The sequence below is a fragment of the Salinicola corii genome (assembly GCF_008298015.1).
Lineage (GTDB): Bacteria > Pseudomonadota > Gammaproteobacteria > Pseudomonadales > Halomonadaceae > Salinicola > Salinicola corii.
The window spans coordinates 170,170-185,317 of record NZ_VTPX01000005.1; the positions used below are offsets into that span (position 1 = coordinate 170,170).

At 66.3% G+C, this 15,148-nt stretch carries 19 protein-coding genes; 14 read left to right on the forward strand and 5 right to left on the reverse strand.

Annotated elements, in window-relative coordinates; all coding sequences use genetic code 11:
* Positions 1 to 31 precede the first annotated feature (31 nt).
* Positions 32 to 508: a carboxymuconolactone decarboxylase family protein gene (locus F0A16_RS11105; protein ID WP_149435460.1), complete on the forward strand. Its 477-nt coding sequence runs from the start codon at positions 32 to 34 to the stop codon at positions 506 to 508.
* Between the two features lie 30 nt (positions 509 to 538).
* Here F0A16_RS11105 and F0A16_RS11110 read toward each other — a convergent pair whose 3' ends face one another.
* On the reverse strand, positions 539 to 1,099 hold the full coding sequence (locus F0A16_RS11110) for a helix-turn-helix domain-containing protein (protein ID WP_239023794.1): 561 nt from the start codon (positions 1,097 to 1,099) through the stop codon (positions 539 to 541).
* 108 nt (positions 1,100 to 1,207) lie between these two features.
* Between F0A16_RS11110 and rhtA the strand changes: the two genes are divergently transcribed.
* From rhtA to F0A16_RS11125, 3 genes are all read left to right on the forward strand, one after another.
* The gene (rhtA, locus tag F0A16_RS11115; protein ID WP_239023795.1) at positions 1,208 to 2,101 is read left to right on the forward strand and encodes a threonine/homoserine exporter RhtA; all 894 of its coding nucleotides are present in this window, start codon (positions 1,208 to 1,210) and stop codon (positions 2,099 to 2,101) included.
* A 126-nt stretch (positions 2,102 to 2,227) separates the two neighbouring features.
* A complete protein-coding gene (locus F0A16_RS11120) occupies positions 2,228 to 3,061 on the forward strand; it encodes an AraC family transcriptional regulator (RefSeq protein WP_149435463.1) in 834 nt (277 codons plus the stop codon).
* A gap of 102 nt (positions 3,062 to 3,163) precedes the next feature.
* Positions 3,164 to 3,772 carry a LysE family translocator gene (locus tag F0A16_RS11125; RefSeq protein ID WP_149435464.1) on the forward strand — a complete coding sequence of 203 codons (609 nt, stop codon included), beginning with the start codon at positions 3,164 to 3,166 and terminating at the stop codon, positions 3,770 to 3,772.
* Positions 3,773 to 3,793: 21 nt separating this feature from the next.
* Here the strand turns inward: F0A16_RS11125 and F0A16_RS11130 are convergent, their stop codons facing one another.
* From F0A16_RS11130 to mntP, 3 genes are all read right to left on the reverse strand, one after another.
* Positions 3,794 to 4,408 (reverse strand): cyclodeaminase/cyclohydrolase family protein, encoded by a 615-nt coding sequence (locus F0A16_RS11130; protein ID WP_187775981.1) that lies wholly within the window; start codon positions 4,406 to 4,408, stop codon positions 3,794 to 3,796.
* Between the two features lie 161 nt (positions 4,409 to 4,569).
* Positions 4,570 to 4,722, reverse strand: a complete 153-nt coding sequence (gene arfA / locus F0A16_RS11135) for an alternative ribosome rescue factor ArfA (protein WP_149435466.1) — start codon at positions 4,720 to 4,722, stop codon at positions 4,570 to 4,572.
* Positions 4,723 to 4,794: 72 nt separating this feature from the next.
* Positions 4,795 to 5,376: a manganese efflux pump MntP gene (gene mntP, locus F0A16_RS11140; protein WP_149435467.1), complete on the reverse strand. Its 582-nt coding sequence runs from the start codon at positions 5,374 to 5,376 to the stop codon at positions 4,795 to 4,797.
* A 912-nt stretch (positions 5,377 to 6,288) separates the two neighbouring features.
* Between mntP and F0A16_RS21730 the strand changes: the two genes are divergently transcribed.
* From F0A16_RS21730 to F0A16_RS11170, 7 genes are all read left to right on the forward strand, one after another.
* Entirely contained in the window at positions 6,289 to 6,462 is a 174-nt protein-coding gene (locus F0A16_RS21730) for a hypothetical protein (protein ID WP_187775982.1), read from the forward strand.
* A gap of 203 nt (positions 6,463 to 6,665) precedes the next feature.
* Positions 6,666 to 7,616, forward strand: a complete 951-nt coding sequence (locus F0A16_RS11145; protein ID WP_149435468.1) for a SctD/MshK family protein — start codon at positions 6,666 to 6,668, stop codon at positions 7,614 to 7,616.
* A 32-nt stretch (positions 7,617 to 7,648) separates the two neighbouring features.
* The gene (locus F0A16_RS11150; RefSeq protein WP_149435469.1) at positions 7,649 to 8,077 is read left to right on the forward strand and encodes a hypothetical protein; all 429 of its coding nucleotides are present in this window, start codon (positions 7,649 to 7,651) and stop codon (positions 8,075 to 8,077) included.
* Complete coding sequence (gene sctY, locus F0A16_RS11155) at positions 8,074 to 8,430, forward strand: type III secretion apparatus assembly chaperone SctY (protein ID WP_149435470.1); 357 nt, start codon at positions 8,074 to 8,076, stop codon at positions 8,428 to 8,430. Before F0A16_RS11150 ends, sctY begins: the two co-directional genes overlap by 4 nt.
* A 1-nt stretch (position 8,431) precedes the next feature.
* Positions 8,432 to 10,597, forward strand: coding sequence for a type III secretion system export apparatus subunit SctV (gene sctV, locus F0A16_RS11160; RefSeq protein ID WP_149435471.1), 2,166 nt, complete (start codon positions 8,432 to 8,434; stop codon positions 10,595 to 10,597).
* Positions 10,598 to 10,696: 99 nt separating this feature from the next.
* A complete protein-coding gene (locus F0A16_RS11165; RefSeq protein ID WP_239023796.1) occupies positions 10,697 to 12,055 on the forward strand; it encodes a type II and III secretion system protein family protein in 1,359 nt (452 codons plus the stop codon).
* A gap of 17 nt (positions 12,056 to 12,072) precedes the next feature.
* Positions 12,073 to 12,525 carry a hypothetical protein gene (locus tag F0A16_RS11170; RefSeq protein ID WP_149435472.1) on the forward strand — a complete coding sequence of 151 codons (453 nt, stop codon included), beginning with the start codon at positions 12,073 to 12,075 and terminating at the stop codon, positions 12,523 to 12,525.
* A 25-nt stretch (positions 12,526 to 12,550) separates the two neighbouring features.
* Here the strand turns inward: F0A16_RS11170 and F0A16_RS11175 are convergent, their stop codons facing one another.
* The gene (locus tag F0A16_RS11175) at positions 12,551 to 13,393 is read right to left on the reverse strand and encodes a tetratricopeptide repeat protein (protein ID WP_187775983.1); all 843 of its coding nucleotides are present in this window, start codon (positions 13,391 to 13,393) and stop codon (positions 12,551 to 12,553) included.
* Between the two features lie 200 nt (positions 13,394 to 13,593).
* Between F0A16_RS11175 and F0A16_RS11180 the strand changes: the two genes are divergently transcribed.
* The 3 genes from F0A16_RS11180 (at position 13,594) to F0A16_RS11190 (ending at position 15,145) form a co-directional block, all read left to right on the forward strand.
* Positions 13,594 to 14,184, forward strand: coding sequence for a type III secretion protein (locus F0A16_RS11180; RefSeq protein WP_149435474.1), 591 nt, complete (start codon positions 13,594 to 13,596; stop codon positions 14,182 to 14,184).
* A gap of 196 nt (positions 14,185 to 14,380) precedes the next feature.
* Complete coding sequence (locus F0A16_RS11185; protein WP_149435475.1) at positions 14,381 to 14,578, forward strand: hypothetical protein; 198 nt, start codon at positions 14,381 to 14,383, stop codon at positions 14,576 to 14,578.
* A gap of 123 nt (positions 14,579 to 14,701) precedes the next feature.
* On the forward strand, positions 14,702 to 15,145 hold the full coding sequence (locus F0A16_RS11190; RefSeq protein WP_223119771.1) for a hypothetical protein: 444 nt from the start codon (positions 14,702 to 14,704) through the stop codon (positions 15,143 to 15,145).
* Positions 15,146 to 15,148: the final 3 nt, after the last annotated feature.

The following is a 15,148-nucleotide window of genomic DNA, read 5'->3' on the forward strand; positions in this document are numbered from 1 at the left end:
TCAACTCCCATGACCCAGACAGGTAAGCGACATGAAAGCCCGAGTGAACTACTACCAGACCTCTCCCCAGGCCGCCCAGAAGTACATCGATTTCAACATGGAGCTGTCGCAGAGCGACGTGATCAAGGAGATCAAGCATCTAGTGACGCTGCGCGCTTCCCAGCTCAACGGCTGCGCCTTCTGCGTCGACATGCACGTCAAGGAGGCGAAGATCGACGGCGAGCGCGAATTGCGCCTGCACCACGTTGCGCTGTGGCGGGAATCGACGCTGTTCACCTCGCGCGAGCGCGCCGCCCTGGCCTGGACCGAAACGCTGACCCGGCTGCCCGAGCATGGGGTCGATGACGGCGCCTACGACCACGTTCGCAGCCACTTCTCCGAAGCGGAGCTCTCGGACCTGACCTTCCTGATCGTCGCCATCAACGGCTGGAATCGCCTCAGCATCGCCTTCCAGGCGATTCCCGGCTCCGCCGACAAGGCGTTCGGACTGGACAAGGCCGGGCTGTAGAGCCGGTATCGCCGCGCTCGTAGCTCGGCTTCAATACACCACGTTGCGAATGAAGCGCAGTCGGCCAGCCCCATCGTTGCGATAGCGATAGGGCTGGTCGCTGGGATAGACGTGGAAGTCGCCGGCCTCGATCGTCACCTCACGCTCGCCGAGGGCCAGGGTCAGCGTTCCCTCGATCACCACCAGCATCTCGTGCCAGCCGGCGTCGTCCGCAGCCGATTCGTAGACGTCTCCCGGCTCCAGCGACCACGACCACAGTTCGACCTCCTGCCGTGCCGGCTTGCTCGCCAGCAGCCGCGCCCGGCTCTCCGGCGAGCGACCGACCCAGGCTACCTCGTCGATGCGCGCGGAGTCCTCGCTGTCCGGCGGCTGGACCAGCGCGTAGAACAGCACGCCCAGCGCCTCGGCCAATCGATCCAGCGTGCTCAGACTGACGTTGACGTCGCCCTTTTCGATATTGACCAGCATGCGCCGGCTGACACCGGACCGCTCGGCCAGCGCCTGCTGGCTCAAAGATACCGCCTGCCGCAGGCGCCTGACATTGGCGGCGACATGCACCAGTACGTCGGGGCGCTCGTTAGAGTTGTGCAATATATTGCCCATCCGTACAATCGCGACTCTCGTCCATTGCCGCTCGCCGCCAAGGCGACAAGCGGTCACGTTTGGCGAGTCATCATGCCGCAGACCTCGGGAGGTGTCATGTCAGTCGCCATGCGCGAATTCTTCGCCAGAGTCTGGCCGGTGGCCATGCTGATCGTGGCGATGTGCTCGATCCAGAGCGGCGCTTCCGTCGCCAAGTCGCTGTTCCCGGTCATCGGCGCCACCGGCACGACCTCGATCCGTCTGATCATCGCCGCCCTGCTGCTGCTGATCGTCATGCGACCCTGGCGTCAGCCGCTGAGCCGTCGCGCCTGGAAATCGACGCTGATCTACGGCGTCTCCCTCGGCGTCATGAACCTCCTCTTCTACCAGGCCTTGCGGACCGTGCCGCTGGGTATCGCGGTGGCGCTGGAATTCACCGGGCCGCTGGCGGTGGCGATGCTCTCGTCGCGGCGCTGGCTGGACCTGCTTTGGGTGGCACTCGCGGTCCTCGGCCTGATCTGCCTGCTGCTGCTGGGCGATGGCGGCAGCGGCCCGATCGACCCTCATGGCGCGGCCTGCGCCCTCGGCGCCGGCGTCTGCTGGGCGCTCTACATTCTGTTTGGACAGAAGGCCGGGGCGATCAACGGCGCCCAGAGTGCCACCCTCGGTATCACCATCGCCGCGGTGGTGATCGCCCCGGTGGGATTGCTCGACGTGGGCACGGCGATCTTCGCCCCGGAAGTGCTGCCGTACGCCCTGGCGGTGGCGATACTCTCCACCGCGCTGCCCTACACGCTGGAGATGATCGCCATGCCACGACTGCCGACCCAGACCTTCGGCACTCTGATGAGCCTCGAGCCCGCGGTGGGTGCGCTCTCCGGCCTGCTGTTCCTGGGCCAGCTGCTGGGTACGCTGCAGTGGTTGGCGATCGGGCTGGTGATCACCGCCTCGATCGGCACGACGCTGACGATCCGGCGCCGCGACACCTTCGAGGCGCCGGTGCCGGACTGAAGGCCCAGGATTCCGGCGGCGGGTCCCGGACTGCACGAACGTTCCAGACTCCCGCGTCCCGTTTCTGGCATGCTGCCAGGATCGAACCGGCGTACCGCTTCGACCGCAAGCCGGGCGGGAGGCAGCATGACATCGACGAACTGGATCGATCTGCGACAGGACAGCGATACCGGCATCGAGACGATCCGTGCCCACTTCGAGGGGCACGCCTACGATCCCCATTGGCACGACAGCTATCTGGTCGGCTTCACCGAGCAGGGCGTCCAGCAGTTTCACTGCCGCCGCGTTCGTCACGACAGCACGCCCGGACGCCTGTTTTTCGTCGAACCCGGCGAGATTCACGACGGCCACGCGCCGGCCGAGGGCGGTTTCACCTACGCCATGCTCTATCTCGACCCGGACTGGCTGCAACGTGAGCTGCGCCAGTTCGCGATCACCGGCGCCGCTTCCGGTGAACCGGGCTTCGCCTCGACGCTGGTCGACGATACGCCATTGATCGCGGGAATCGCCCGCGCCTTCACTACCCTGCGCCAGTCGACGTCGCGGCTCGAACGCGATGACGCCCTCGATGCCCTGCTGCAGGGCCTGGTGCCGCATCTGGGTTGGCGTCGGCGTCCATTGACCGATCCGCGCCTGCCGCGTGCCGCCCGCCGGGCCCAGGAACTGCTGCATGCGAACTATGCCGAGGATATCGGCCTGCAGACGCTGGCCGAGCAGTGCGGCGTCGATCGGTTTCGGCTGACCCGCGCTTTCAAGTCGGCCTTCGGCCTGGCGCCCCATGCCTATCTGGTGCAGCTGCGCCTGAGTCTCGCCCGCCAGCGGCTCGCTGCCGGCGAGCCTCCCGCCTCGGTTGCCAGCCAGCTCGGCTTCGCCGATCAGAGCCATCTGGGGCGCTGGTTCCGGCGCGCCTATGGCCTGACGCCGGCGGACTATCGCCAGCGCTGCGTCCGGGGCGGTTGAATCGGCTTCGTGGCGAGCCTGGGGCGCGACTGCTCAAACCTTCCAGACCTTGGGTGACAATGGCGCGATAGTCCCGACTCCACGCTATTTCCGGAGTCGATCATGTCCGCCTGGTTACCGTTCACCCTGTTCGCCTTCGTCGCCTCGATCACGCCGGGGCCGACCAATCTACTGATACTCGCGCAGGGATCGCGTCAGGGCTGGAAAAGCGCCCTCCCCGCCGTTCTCGGCGCCAGCCTGGCGGCGGCGGCGATCGTGCTGACGGTTGGCTTGGGGCTGTCGCACACGCTGCTGGCACACCCCCTCGTGCGTCGATTGATGGCGGCGATCGGCGTGGCCTGGTTGAGCTGGCTGGCGTGGCGGCTCTTCCGCAGCCCACCGCCGGAAGTCGATACCGGCGACCTGGCCTCCGTCGCGCCGGCCTTCGGGGCACGCCAGGCCGCCGGCCTGCAGCTGGTCAATCCCAAGACCTGGATGATGGCGATGTCGGTCGTCGGCGTGTTCACCGACGCGGCATCAAGCGCGACGCAGATCGGCGTATTGGCACTGACGTTCGGGGTCGTGGCGCTGCCCTGCCTGGCGCTCTGGGGGCTGGTGGGCAGCGGTGTCGCCAGGCTGTTCCGGCAACCGCGTCAGTGGCAGTGGTTTAATCGCGTGCTGGCGCTGCTGCTGTTGACGGTGGCGTGGTGGAGTCTCCTGATCACGGGCTGACCCCCTGTCGGCGTCGCGAGTTCAGCCACCGGTGCCGAGTCGGCGGCGGAGCTCGCGAACTTCTCTGCGAAGCGCCTCGCAACGCACTTCCAGTGTCTGCCGCGCGGCATGATCGGGCAACGCCTCGAGATTGGCTTCGGCCCCGATCAACAGCGCCTCCAGTGCCGCACCGAGCATGGTGGCGCCGGCCAGCGTGTCGCTACGCATCGCCGACGAGGTCAGCGGCAGCGCCTCGACCGCCAGTGCCAACCCCTGCCGACATCGCTCGGCGGCTGCCAGCGGGATCCGAATCGACGCCTCGCGGGCTTCGCGAAGGGCCGAATCGCACGGGTCCGATTCGGCGGCATCATCACTCGATCGCCGTTGCGCCTGCAGATAGTCGTCGAACGCCGCGGCATCGTCGTCGACAGCCTCGGCCAGCGCCTGCTGCAGCGCATCGCCCTCGTCTATCAGACGGCGACGGTGGTGATCCGGGCCGGATTCGCCCCGGTGCAAACGCACGCCCTTGAGAATCAGCGACAAGCCCAGGCACCCGTTCAACGCCGCGGCGGCACCGCAGCCCGGTGTGGAACGCGTTTCGACGGCGTGCTGGAAATCGGCAAGCGAGGCCTGCCAGAGCGAAGACGAGGTCGACATGAAGGCTCCCGGAGAGGATCGATATCTCAGCATAGACGCCACCACGGAAAGCATGGCGAATCGAGGGGGCGACGAGAGCCGACAGTGAGCAGCCGGAAGTGTCGGCAGGAGGGAAAACAGGGGAGAGCACCATGGCGAAACGGCCGGAGATCGAAAATGCCTCAAGCCGCTTGGCGATGGCGCCCTCCCTCGGGCGGCCGCCCTTTGCGGGAGTAGCTGCCCTTGCCTCTCTTCGGTTTCTGTTGCTGCTGTCGGAATTGGGGCGAGCGCAGTGCCGCCTTTAGCGCGCTGTCCCGGATGGGGTGTGATGCCATGTGACCTCCCGGTTCGTTCGAGTTCATGGATCTAGACAGTTGTCGGGGATCTAGCCAGTTGTCGGCAAACTTTCAAGCGACACGGGCCACCAGATGCTCGTAGAGCACGGTACAACCGATGCCGATCAGGACCAACCCCCCCACGATTTCGGCCCGCTTGCCGATCAGCGATCCGATCGCGCGGCCCAGCATGATGCCGACGGTGACCATCAGCATCGTCGCCAGGCCGATCGCCGCCGCCGCCACGATGATGTTCACATCGGCGAAGGCCAGCGTCACGCCGACGGCCATGGCGTCGATGCTGGTGGCCAGCGCCGTGAGGGCAAGCAGCCAGACCGATTTGCGCTCCGGCGCGCTGCCGTCGTCCGCCTCGACCGGGACCGGCTTGAACCCTTCCCAGATCATGTGTGCCCCGAGCGCCCCCAGCAGCACGAATGCGATCCAGTGGTCCCACTCGGACACGAACCGCGTGGCAGCCAACCCGATAGCCCAGCCGATGACCGGCGTGATGGCCTCGACCGTGCCGAAAATGGCGCCGATGCGCAGTGCCTCGGGGAACCGGGTGCGCCTGAGAGCCGCGCCCTTGCCGACGGAAGCGGCGAAGGCATCGGTCGACATGGCGAAAGCGAGTATGACCAGGGATGCAGGATTCATTGTCCGTTCCAGCCGGTGGTGTTGCCACGACATTCGCCGTACCCGACTCGGTACCGCGGATGCCCATGGTCTCGCCAACCGGTCTCGGCGTTCGTGCCACGGCATGGCCGGGTGTGTTGACACGAACATCACGACCGCAAGGTTTCACGGTAGTGATCGGCTACTCCCCAAGGAGGTCTCAGACTATAGACGCGAAAATGAAAACCGGCAATAAACGATTGAATTTAAAGAGAAAAATTCACCCCGGTTAATTCATGTCGTTGACGTTAATCAAGTTAACGCCGGTTGGACTTTGATGACGAGGTTGCGGGCCGGGACTTCAGCGTTGGCGGCAGCAATGACGAACCGTGGCGTAGGAGGTGCGTCGCGGCGCCACAACGAGATAACCCGCGCCAGTGACGCCATAAAGAGACAGCAAGACTGGAAATCTGTCTCGTTTTGGTAACAGATCATTCAGATAAATTCAGACGCACCTAATTCAGTAAAATCTCAAAATACAGGCACGTGAAAATCGGGCGGGAAAATTGTGCATTTTAGTGCGCACACTTCATCGATCGATGTCGAGTCATTGAAATGGAGAAAAATGCCACAGCGGTTTGAAACGCTCATTTCAACGTAACGAGGGGTAATAAGTGCATACCAGGAATGGATTGAACGACCGTTCAATATAGTTTTTATTCTTTCATATCAGTAATTTGCTAAAAACAATTTAGCTTGCCTTCCGTTACCTTTCGGAAACGCAAAACATCAAACTTTTACTTCCAAGCCGTCGCATTGTCATTCGGAGCCAGTAGTCTGAATGACGTTGGATCGCGTTCCCAAAGTTTGGTCGATGTCGAGAACCCGGTCTGGCACCTCTTTCAAACCGCTGGAATGGCGGACCTTGAATTTCACGCTACCAGGAGAAACACCATGGCTGATACGCCCGCAATCGATTCGTCAACTTCGAATGACAGCGCTGATTCTTCCATCGATCAATTGAAGGCCGTCTTTGATCAGGCAATCGAGAAATCCGCTGAAATCACCAAGGTCACGACCGAGAAGAAGACCATGCTCGATGCGACCAAGCAGCGTCCGCAGAACTGATGCGGAGAAGTCGCGGGCGAGACCACGGCCGCCCGCGACGCTCCACGCCGGAACGGCGGCAATGCGTCCGGGACGCATCGGATCTCGCCACGATGGAGACTACTCGATTTTCTGGAGCTTTCTTGGCTGTCCGCCTCGATAAACCGGGTACGGACAGCCAAGGAATTTCTTCCCGCTTCGTACGACATTAGCGAGTCAACCGCATGAATACCGTCACCTCCCCCACGGCGTCGGAAGGCGAAGTCGTTGCGACGCTCACGGTCACTGCCGGGCTGCATCACGGTGCGACGATGGATCTGGGCGAGCCGACCTGCCGGATTGGCAGCGACGAGGCCGCCGATATTCTGCTGGGCGACCCCGGCGTGGCGCCCGACCACCTGGTGCTGCGGTTCCACGGACGCCAGATGGCGGTCGAGGCGATCGGCGGCGATGTCGTCGTCAACGGTCGCATCGTACATCAGGGAACCGGGCAGCGCGGCGAGCTCCCGGCCGAGCTGCGCTTTGAGGGCGTGTCGCTGGCGCTGTCGCGCCCCCCCGCCCCCTCGATGATCCCGGCGCTCCCCAAGCTCCCCGCCCTGCCGCCACGCTGGCGGACCTCGCTCAACCGGGGTGCCACGCTCACCGCGCTGGTAGCGACGCTCGGGGTGCTGGCGGTCTACGAATTCATCGACGTCAATCAGGCCGGCGCCAATATCGGCGGCTACACGGCTGCCTCTCTCGATCCCCAGGCGCTCGACGGTGCGCATCGCCTGACGTCGGGGGAGCGCCCGGGCCCGGCGGAAGCGCTGCGCCGACAGCTCTCGGAGGCGGGCCTCGACTCGCTGAACGTCACCGATCATGGCGGCTACCTGAGCGTGTCCGGCCAGTACGCGGCGGCGCAGAGCGCGGCCTGGGATCGGACGCAGCGCTGGTTCGATCAGCACTACGGCAGCCACCAGGTGCTGCTCAACGACGCCAAGACCCGGCAGGATGCGGCGCGCCCGGATTTGAAGCTGCAGGCCGTGTGGCTGGGCGATAGCCCCTATGTCATCGACAACCGCGGGAAGCGACTCTATCCCGGCGCCGCGCTCGAATCCGGATGGGTGATCTCCGCGATTCAGCCGGACCGCATCACGCTGAGCCGTGGCGACGACCAGTTCGCGCTGACGCTTTGAATGAGAGACCGCGCTGACGAGGCCATCGTTCGATGAAGATCACCGGTCGCCAGGTCGACTCGGACCGCTATCGCATCTCGGGCACAGTCCCGGAGCCAGTCCGCCCCATCGAGAGATCCTCCGGGCAGGATGACGAATTCATCCGCGCGGTCGATCTTGCGCGGACGCGCGACGCCGACCAGCCGCCGCTGGCCGCGCGACTGGACGCGCTCGAGCGACCCGAGGCCAGAGATGGCCGCAGCTACGACAACGCCCGCAGCATCGAACTGCTCCAGCACGTGATCGACGACGTGCTGCCGACGCTGGAGGCGGAGGAGGACATCGTCGCGATGGCGCGGGACGTCGTCGGCGAGGAGCTCGAGTGGCGCCAGGCCTGGGATGGTCGCATGAACGAAGCCATGACGCCGCGGGATGGCGATGCTCCCGGTGGCGACGACGCCCGTGACGAGGAGCCGTCATGACAGAGAACGACGATCGCGATGCCGCCGACCTGCTGCACCTGATGGGCCACCTCTACCTCAAGAGCGGCCAGACGCAGCGGGGGATGGTACTGCTGCTGATCGCCACGCGCATGGCGCCGGAACACACCGGCATCCTGAGGGCGCTGTGCCGCGGCTTTCTGACCCACGGCAACGGCGGACGAGCCCTCAACGTGATCGAGCGTCTCGAGGCCGCGGGGCAGCGCGACGCCACGCTGCTCCTGCTGCGCAGCCGTGCCGAGTGGCTGAACGGCGACCGGGACGCCGCGCGGCGCCACTTTCAACGCTACCTGGAGCGCCGACAGGAAGCCGATGTACCACGGGAGCGGGCATGACATGAATCAGCTTCTCGGTCGACTCAACATCCTCGCCCGCCGCGCCTCCCAGCGCAGCGACGTGATCATCGCGGTCTTCATGGTGCTGGCCGTGGTGATGATGATCATCCCGTTGCCGACCGCCCTGGTCGACGCGCTGATCGGGGTCAACATCGGCTTCAGCCTGCTGATCCTGATCGTGGCGTTCTATATCTCGCACCCGGTGGAGTTCTCGTCGCTGCCGCCGATCATCCTGCTGGCGACGCTGTTCCGGCTGGCATTGTCGATCACCACCACACGCCTGATCCTGCTCGACGCCGACGCCGGCCAGATCGTCGAAGCCTTCGGCAACTTCGTCATCGCCGGGGAGGTCGTCATCGGCATGGTGGTGTTCCTGATCATCACCGTGGCCCAGTTCCTGGTGATCACCAAGGGCTCGGAGCGGGTTGCCGAAGTCGCGGCGCGTTTCACGCTCGACGCCATGCCCGGCAAGCAGATGAGCATCGACAACGAGATGCGCAATGGCGATATCGACCACGTCGAGGCCCGCCGCCGGCGTTCGCTGCTGGAGAGCGAGAGCCAGCTCTACGGTGCCATGGACGGCGCCATGAAATTCGTCAAGGGCGACGCCATCGCCGGGCTGGTGATCCTGTTCGTCAACCTGATCGGCGGCCTGCTGATCGGGATGCTCGAGCACGGCATGCCGTTCGGCGAAGCCGTCGAGACCTACTCGCTGCTCACCGTCGGCGACGGCCTGATCGCCCAGATCCCGGCGCTGCTGATCTCGATCGGCGCCGGCACCGTGGTCACCCGCGTCAGTTCCGACAACGCCAGCGACCTGGGCAGCGAGATCGTCGGCCAGCTGGGCAGCAACTCCAAGGCGCTGGGGCTGACCGCCGCCGTGCTGTTCTGCGCCGCCTTCATCCCGGGCTTCGCCACCGGCGTGTTCCTGGCGATCTCGGCGCTGCTGGGCAGCGCGGCCTTCCTGCTGCGTCGGCGCCACATGCGCGAGCGGGCCGAAGCGGAAACGGCCGATGCCGAGGGCGCGCCGAACGATGGCGCTCCCGCGCCGCGGCAGGATGACGCGCCCGCCGAGGCCACCGCTCCCGGTCGCCTGGCCGAGGACGAGCCGGGCCAGCATCGCGTCATGCTGTGCCTGAGCGCGTCCCTCGCCGACGCGCTGTCGCTGGACTTGCTGCGCGAGGGCATCCAGACGGTTCGGGAGCGCGTCGAGCGCGACCTGGGAATCGCCATCCCCACCGTCGGCCTCCGTCTCGAACCGGCCCTCGGGGCGCAGCGCTTCGCCATCGAGCTGGACGAAGTCCCCGTGCTCAACGGCGAGCTGCCGGCGGCCAGCGTGCTGCTGGACGACGACACCGGTACGCTGGCGCTACTCGAGCTCTCCGCACAGACGCAGCCCGCGCTGGTCGGCCGCGGCTCCTGGCAGTGGCTGCCGGACTCCGCGAGCAGCGCGCTGCGGGAGGCAGGGATGCGCTATCGCACGTCGGACCAGGTGCTGGAGCGCTGCCTGGAGCGCACGCTGACGCGCTACGCCGGCGATTTCGTCGGCATTCAGGAGGCCCGCTCGCTGCTGTCCCGCATGGAAGCGGATTATGCCGAGCTGGTCACCGAGGCCGTGCGCGTCGTCTCGCTGCAGAAGATGGCGGAAATCCTGCGCCGCCTGGTCAGCGAGGGGGTGCCGGTTCGCGCCATGCGCACCATCCTCGAGGCGATGGTGACCTGGGGGCCACAGGAGTCCAACAGCGCGCGACTCGCCGACCGCATCCGCGTCGCCATGGCGCGCCAGATCTGCCACCGCCATGCCCGCAGCGACAGGGTATTGCCGGCCTGGGTCGCCACCCGCCCGCTGGAGGAGGCGCTACGGGCCGCCCAGCGCCACGCCGAGACCCAGTCCTTGCGCATCGGGCTGCCGGCGCCGCTTTCCCGGGCACTCAATGGCTGGTTTCAGCAACAGCTGGACGCGCTGGATGCCGACTTGCAACCGGTGATCGTGATCGCCGGGGACGTGCGCGCGTCGCTGCAACAGTGGCTCAAGCAGCAGGAGATCGACATGGCAGTCATGGCCTGGCCGGAGATCGCACCGGAATTCAGCCTGCAGGCGATCGCCCAGGTGCGCCTGCCAAAACCCGCGCCGCGACGCGAGTCCGAGGCGCAGGCAAAGTCGTAACTTGATGACAAAAAAGCGGTTTTCGTTGTATGAGTAAAGCGATTTTCGATGTATGAGTAGAGACCCCGCGGCCAGCGGGGCTTTTCGACAAGGGATCCGATGACAACAGGGACGGAAGACGCTCGTGGCACAGTGGCAGACAATTTCATGAGGGGCGGTAGCCGCGTACCCCTACTCGCCGCCCTTGGCCTGGCACTCCAGGTGATGGTGGCATTGCTGATGACCGCACAGTTCGCTCACGCCGATGTCGCCGTCGATACGCCCGGCGAGACGCTGGCGCTGGAGACGGGCCAGGGCAGGATCCTGCGCTTCGATCGCCAGGTGGCCTCGGTGTTCGTGGCCAACCCGGCGATCGCCGACGTTCAGGTCGTCTCCCCCGGGGTGATCTACCTGTTCGGCAAGCAGGCCGGCGATACCAACCTGATCGCCCTCGGCGCCGACGACGAGAGCCAGGCCTCGCTGCGGCTGCAGGTCCGCGACGGTGACGCCAAAGCGAGCCAGGCGCTTCGCGGTATCGACGGCGACAGCCAGGTCAGGCTGCACATGGCCGGCAACCAGTTGGTGGCCGAGGGCCGCAACGCGACGGTGGAGAGCGCCATGGCCACGCAGTCGGCCCTCGATGCCGAGGCGCCCGCCGACGGCGGTCTCAATCGCTCTAGCTACGACGGCGCCAATCAGATCAACATCCGGGTGCGCTTTGCCGAAGTCGCCCGCGACGAACTGCTCAGCTACGGCGTCAGCTGGAATGCGCTGATCAACAACGGCTCGTTCTCGTTCGGCGTGCTGACCAGCAATATCGCAAGCTCCCCGGGCAGCGAGGGCGTCGACGGCCTGCTGCAGGCGCTGCAGCAGAACAACCTGTTGCAGATACTCGCCGAACCCAACATCACCACGGTTTCGGGTCAGACCGCCAGTTTCCTCGCCGGCGGCGAGATTCCGATCCCGGTGCCGGTCAACAGCGACCTGGTGGGGATCGACTACAAGCAGTTCGGCGTCTCCCTGCTGAGCACCCCGACCCTGCTGCCCAACGGCCGCATCTCGATGGAGGTGCGGCCCGAGGTCAGCAGTCTCTCCGGCGACAACGTTCAGATCGCCGGCTACGACGTGCCGTCGCTGCAGGTGCGGCGTGCCGACACCGTCGTCGAGGTGGGCAGCGGCCAGACCTTCGCCATTGCCGGGCTGTTCCAGCGCCAGGCCTCCAACGAGATCGAGCGCATCCCGGTGCTGGGCGACATCCCGATCCTGGGTCAGCTGTTCCGGTCGCGCCGTTTCCAGCGCAACGAGACCGAGCTGGTGATCCTGATCACGCCCTACCTGGTCCGCCCCTCCTCGTCCCCGACGCCGAGAACGCCGCTGGACCAGGCCCGGGTCAGCCGCGACACCCGGCTTGGCGACGATCCGGCACAGCACGCCAGGTCGGCGGGCGTCGACGATCCTTTCGGGTTCTATCTGCAATGAGCGAGGAGACCGCCGCCATGCCACCCAACCCGCTCGCCGCGACAGCCGCGATCCGTCATGTCGCGCCGCTGCTGATAGCGACGCTGCTGGCCGGCTGCCAGTCGTCGATGGGGCCGATGAGCTGGACCAGCGGCTACCGCCAGGTGGCGATGGCCGCTCCAGAAGGCGACCAGGCCGCCACGGATGGCCGGATGGCGACCCTGCCCAACCTGTGCCAGTCGTCCCCCGACGACGAGGGCATGGTGACGCTGCCGCCGGGTTGCGCCAACGATCTGAACCTGCAGCTGATGGTGGCCAATCCCCAGGACCTGGTCCGCGGGCGGGAGATGGGGCCGCCGATGGCGGGCCCCGTCGCCGACGCCGCCCGCGAGCGGCTCGACGATCGCGGCCGCGCCAACGAGCGGCGTGCGATGCTGGAAGGCGAGGCGCGCAGTGCCATGGGCGATACCGCGACGACCGATGGCCTGTGAGGGGCAGCGCGGGGCCGGCCCGAACTCACTCGCGCGCGGGGGAAGTCCGGGCCATGCCGAGGGCCTGGGCGCGAGCGGCGGCGCTGGGCAGCGCGGCGATACGCTCGGCGCTGGCGATCAACGACTCGCGCCGGGCTGCCGGCAGGTCGGGGATCTCGATACGGCGGGCTTCTTCACGCTGCCCTCCCAGTACCAGCACCAGGATGAGGTTGCGGTAATGGCGCGCTTCGGCCAGGGGGGAGTTGGCGACTCGACGCATGTCGGCGATCGCCTTGGCGTCGTCGCCGGCCAGGGACTCGGCCAGCGCCAGATTGGCCTGGACGTCGAGATCCTGCGGTTCGAGCCTCGCCGCCCTGGCAAAGGCCTCGACGGATCGATCGGGATGCCCCGCCAGCGCCTGCGCGGCGCCCAGACGGCTCCAGGCGGCCACGTTGTCGAGCTTGGGGGCGGCCCGCGAGAGGCTGCGCAGCGCCCCCTGGGGCTCGCCCAATCGCAGCTGGGCCGTGCCCAGGCCCAGCAGCGCCGGGGCCAGGTCGATGTCGTCGGCCAGCGCCGTCCGGAAGGCTTGCGCCGCGGCCTCGGGCTCTCCGGCCGCCAGCCGGGCATTGCCCAGCCGGATCAGGAGCTCGGCAGACGGCGCCCCCTGTTCCAGCGCACGTTCGTACATGGCCGCCGCCGTGGCGTGGTCGCCGCGCTGGTCGACATCGTCGGCCAGCTTGAGCAGCCGGTCCTCCCGGGTGTCGGACGGCGTCGCCGCGCAAGCGGAGAGCGCGAACCCGACGGCGATGACCGCCGCCCATGTCAGGCCCTTGCGGCAAGCCGCCGCGCGGGTCGAGACCATTCGAGAAACCGTAGAAGATGCCTTCATCCGTGAATCAGTCCAGAGGCTCGAGGAGTGGACAGACAGCGTACCGGAGAACCAGCGGTTTGGGGCAGCGAGGCATGTCAATGAACGGTGACAGTCGTTTACATAGGGCAAGCGAAAGCCACAAAAAGACATATAACCGGCCACCAAACCGTCATCGCGATCTTGCTAGGGTTATCGAAGCACTTGCGGCGGTGGCCTTCATGATCGTTCGTCGAACAGGATCCCGGTTGCGCTCCTCGATCATCGTCGCGCTGATGCTGGGGTTGGCGGGCAGCGGCGCCTTCGCGGCCGACGCCCCATGGGCAGACCGAAGCTACCGCTACGTGGTGATCGATCAGGACGTACGCGACGTGCTGCAGGAGTTCGGACGCAACCTGTCGCTGCCAGTCGAGGTGAGCAGTGCCGTGAACGGCGAGGTCCGCGGCGACATCCACGCCGACAGCGCCCAGGCCTTTCTGGAACAGGTCTGCCGGTCCAACGGGCTGGCGTGGTTCTTCGACGGCTACGTGCTCCATGTCGCCGCACGCGAAGAGCTGGGCCGGCGCAGCTTCGATCTCGACGGAGTGGACGTTTCGCGCTTGAGCGCCGACATCGAAGCGGCAAGGATCGGTTCGCCACTGAGCGCCGATTTCCGGGATGGTCGCCACCGTCTGGAGGCGATGGGCCCGCCCGCCTGGCTGGCGGAAGTGGCGCAGCGGGTGGAGGATTCGAGGCGGACGCCCGCGCCCTCGGCACCCGGTGAGGTCAGGGTCTTCCGCGGCAGCGTGGCACAACCGGCCGTGGAGCAGTGAGTGCGGATGTCGCGGCTGCCGGCGCCGGTGAGCCCCGGACGCTGGCAGGCCGGACCCAGAGGCAGGAACGAGCGGGCCGTCATCCCATGGCGACGCTCATCAGCGACCGTTCCCGAACGCTCTATCGAAGAACGGTACGACGACTCACCGACGGCTCGATGCCGATCGGTCAATGCCAAACCGAAGGAGACGATACATGGCTATCGATGCCGTAGGTAATGCCAACGCGACCGGCGAATCCACCCCCGACTCCCAGGCCTTCGACGACGCCGTCGACAACGCCAAGTTCCAGGAAGCGATGTCCGAGGGCATGGTCCAGGTGGGCGGGCAGCTGATTCTGATGCCGATGATGAAGGAAATGCTCAGCGAAGCCATGTCGGGCGGCGAAGAGTAGCAAGCCCAGGCCCGAGTCCCGCGAGGTGACGAGGGACGACGACCGGTTGGCGACTCGTCGCGACGACCGGTCGACGTCGTTGGAAGCGACACCGGCCCCGCCATGGGCCCGAACGCGAGGTGAATGATGACTCCCGTGACACCACCGGGGGTGGGGGTGCCGATGACGACACCCGCGCCGACCCCATCGGAGACGAGTGCCAAGACGCTGGCATCGCAGAACCTGTTCGAGCACATGGCCGGCCAGGCCGGTGCCTCCCCCCCTGGCGCGAGCCCCGGCGAGCTGGGCTCGAACCTGATCGACAACCTCGACGGCTTCGTCGACCGGGTCAACACCTTCGCGCAGCAGGCGCAGGTCCCCGATGCCCAGGCACCCGACCGCTTTGCCAAGGTCACCACGCCAGCGCCGGACGCAGGCGACACGCCCACCGCCATCGGCGACGACAAGATGGCGAAGGTCGTCGACTCGCTGAGCCAGGTCTTCGACCACTCCATCGAGACCACCATGGTGGTGCGAGGTGCCACGCAGGTGTCGGGCTCGGCCAATACCCTATTGAAAGGTCAATGACAC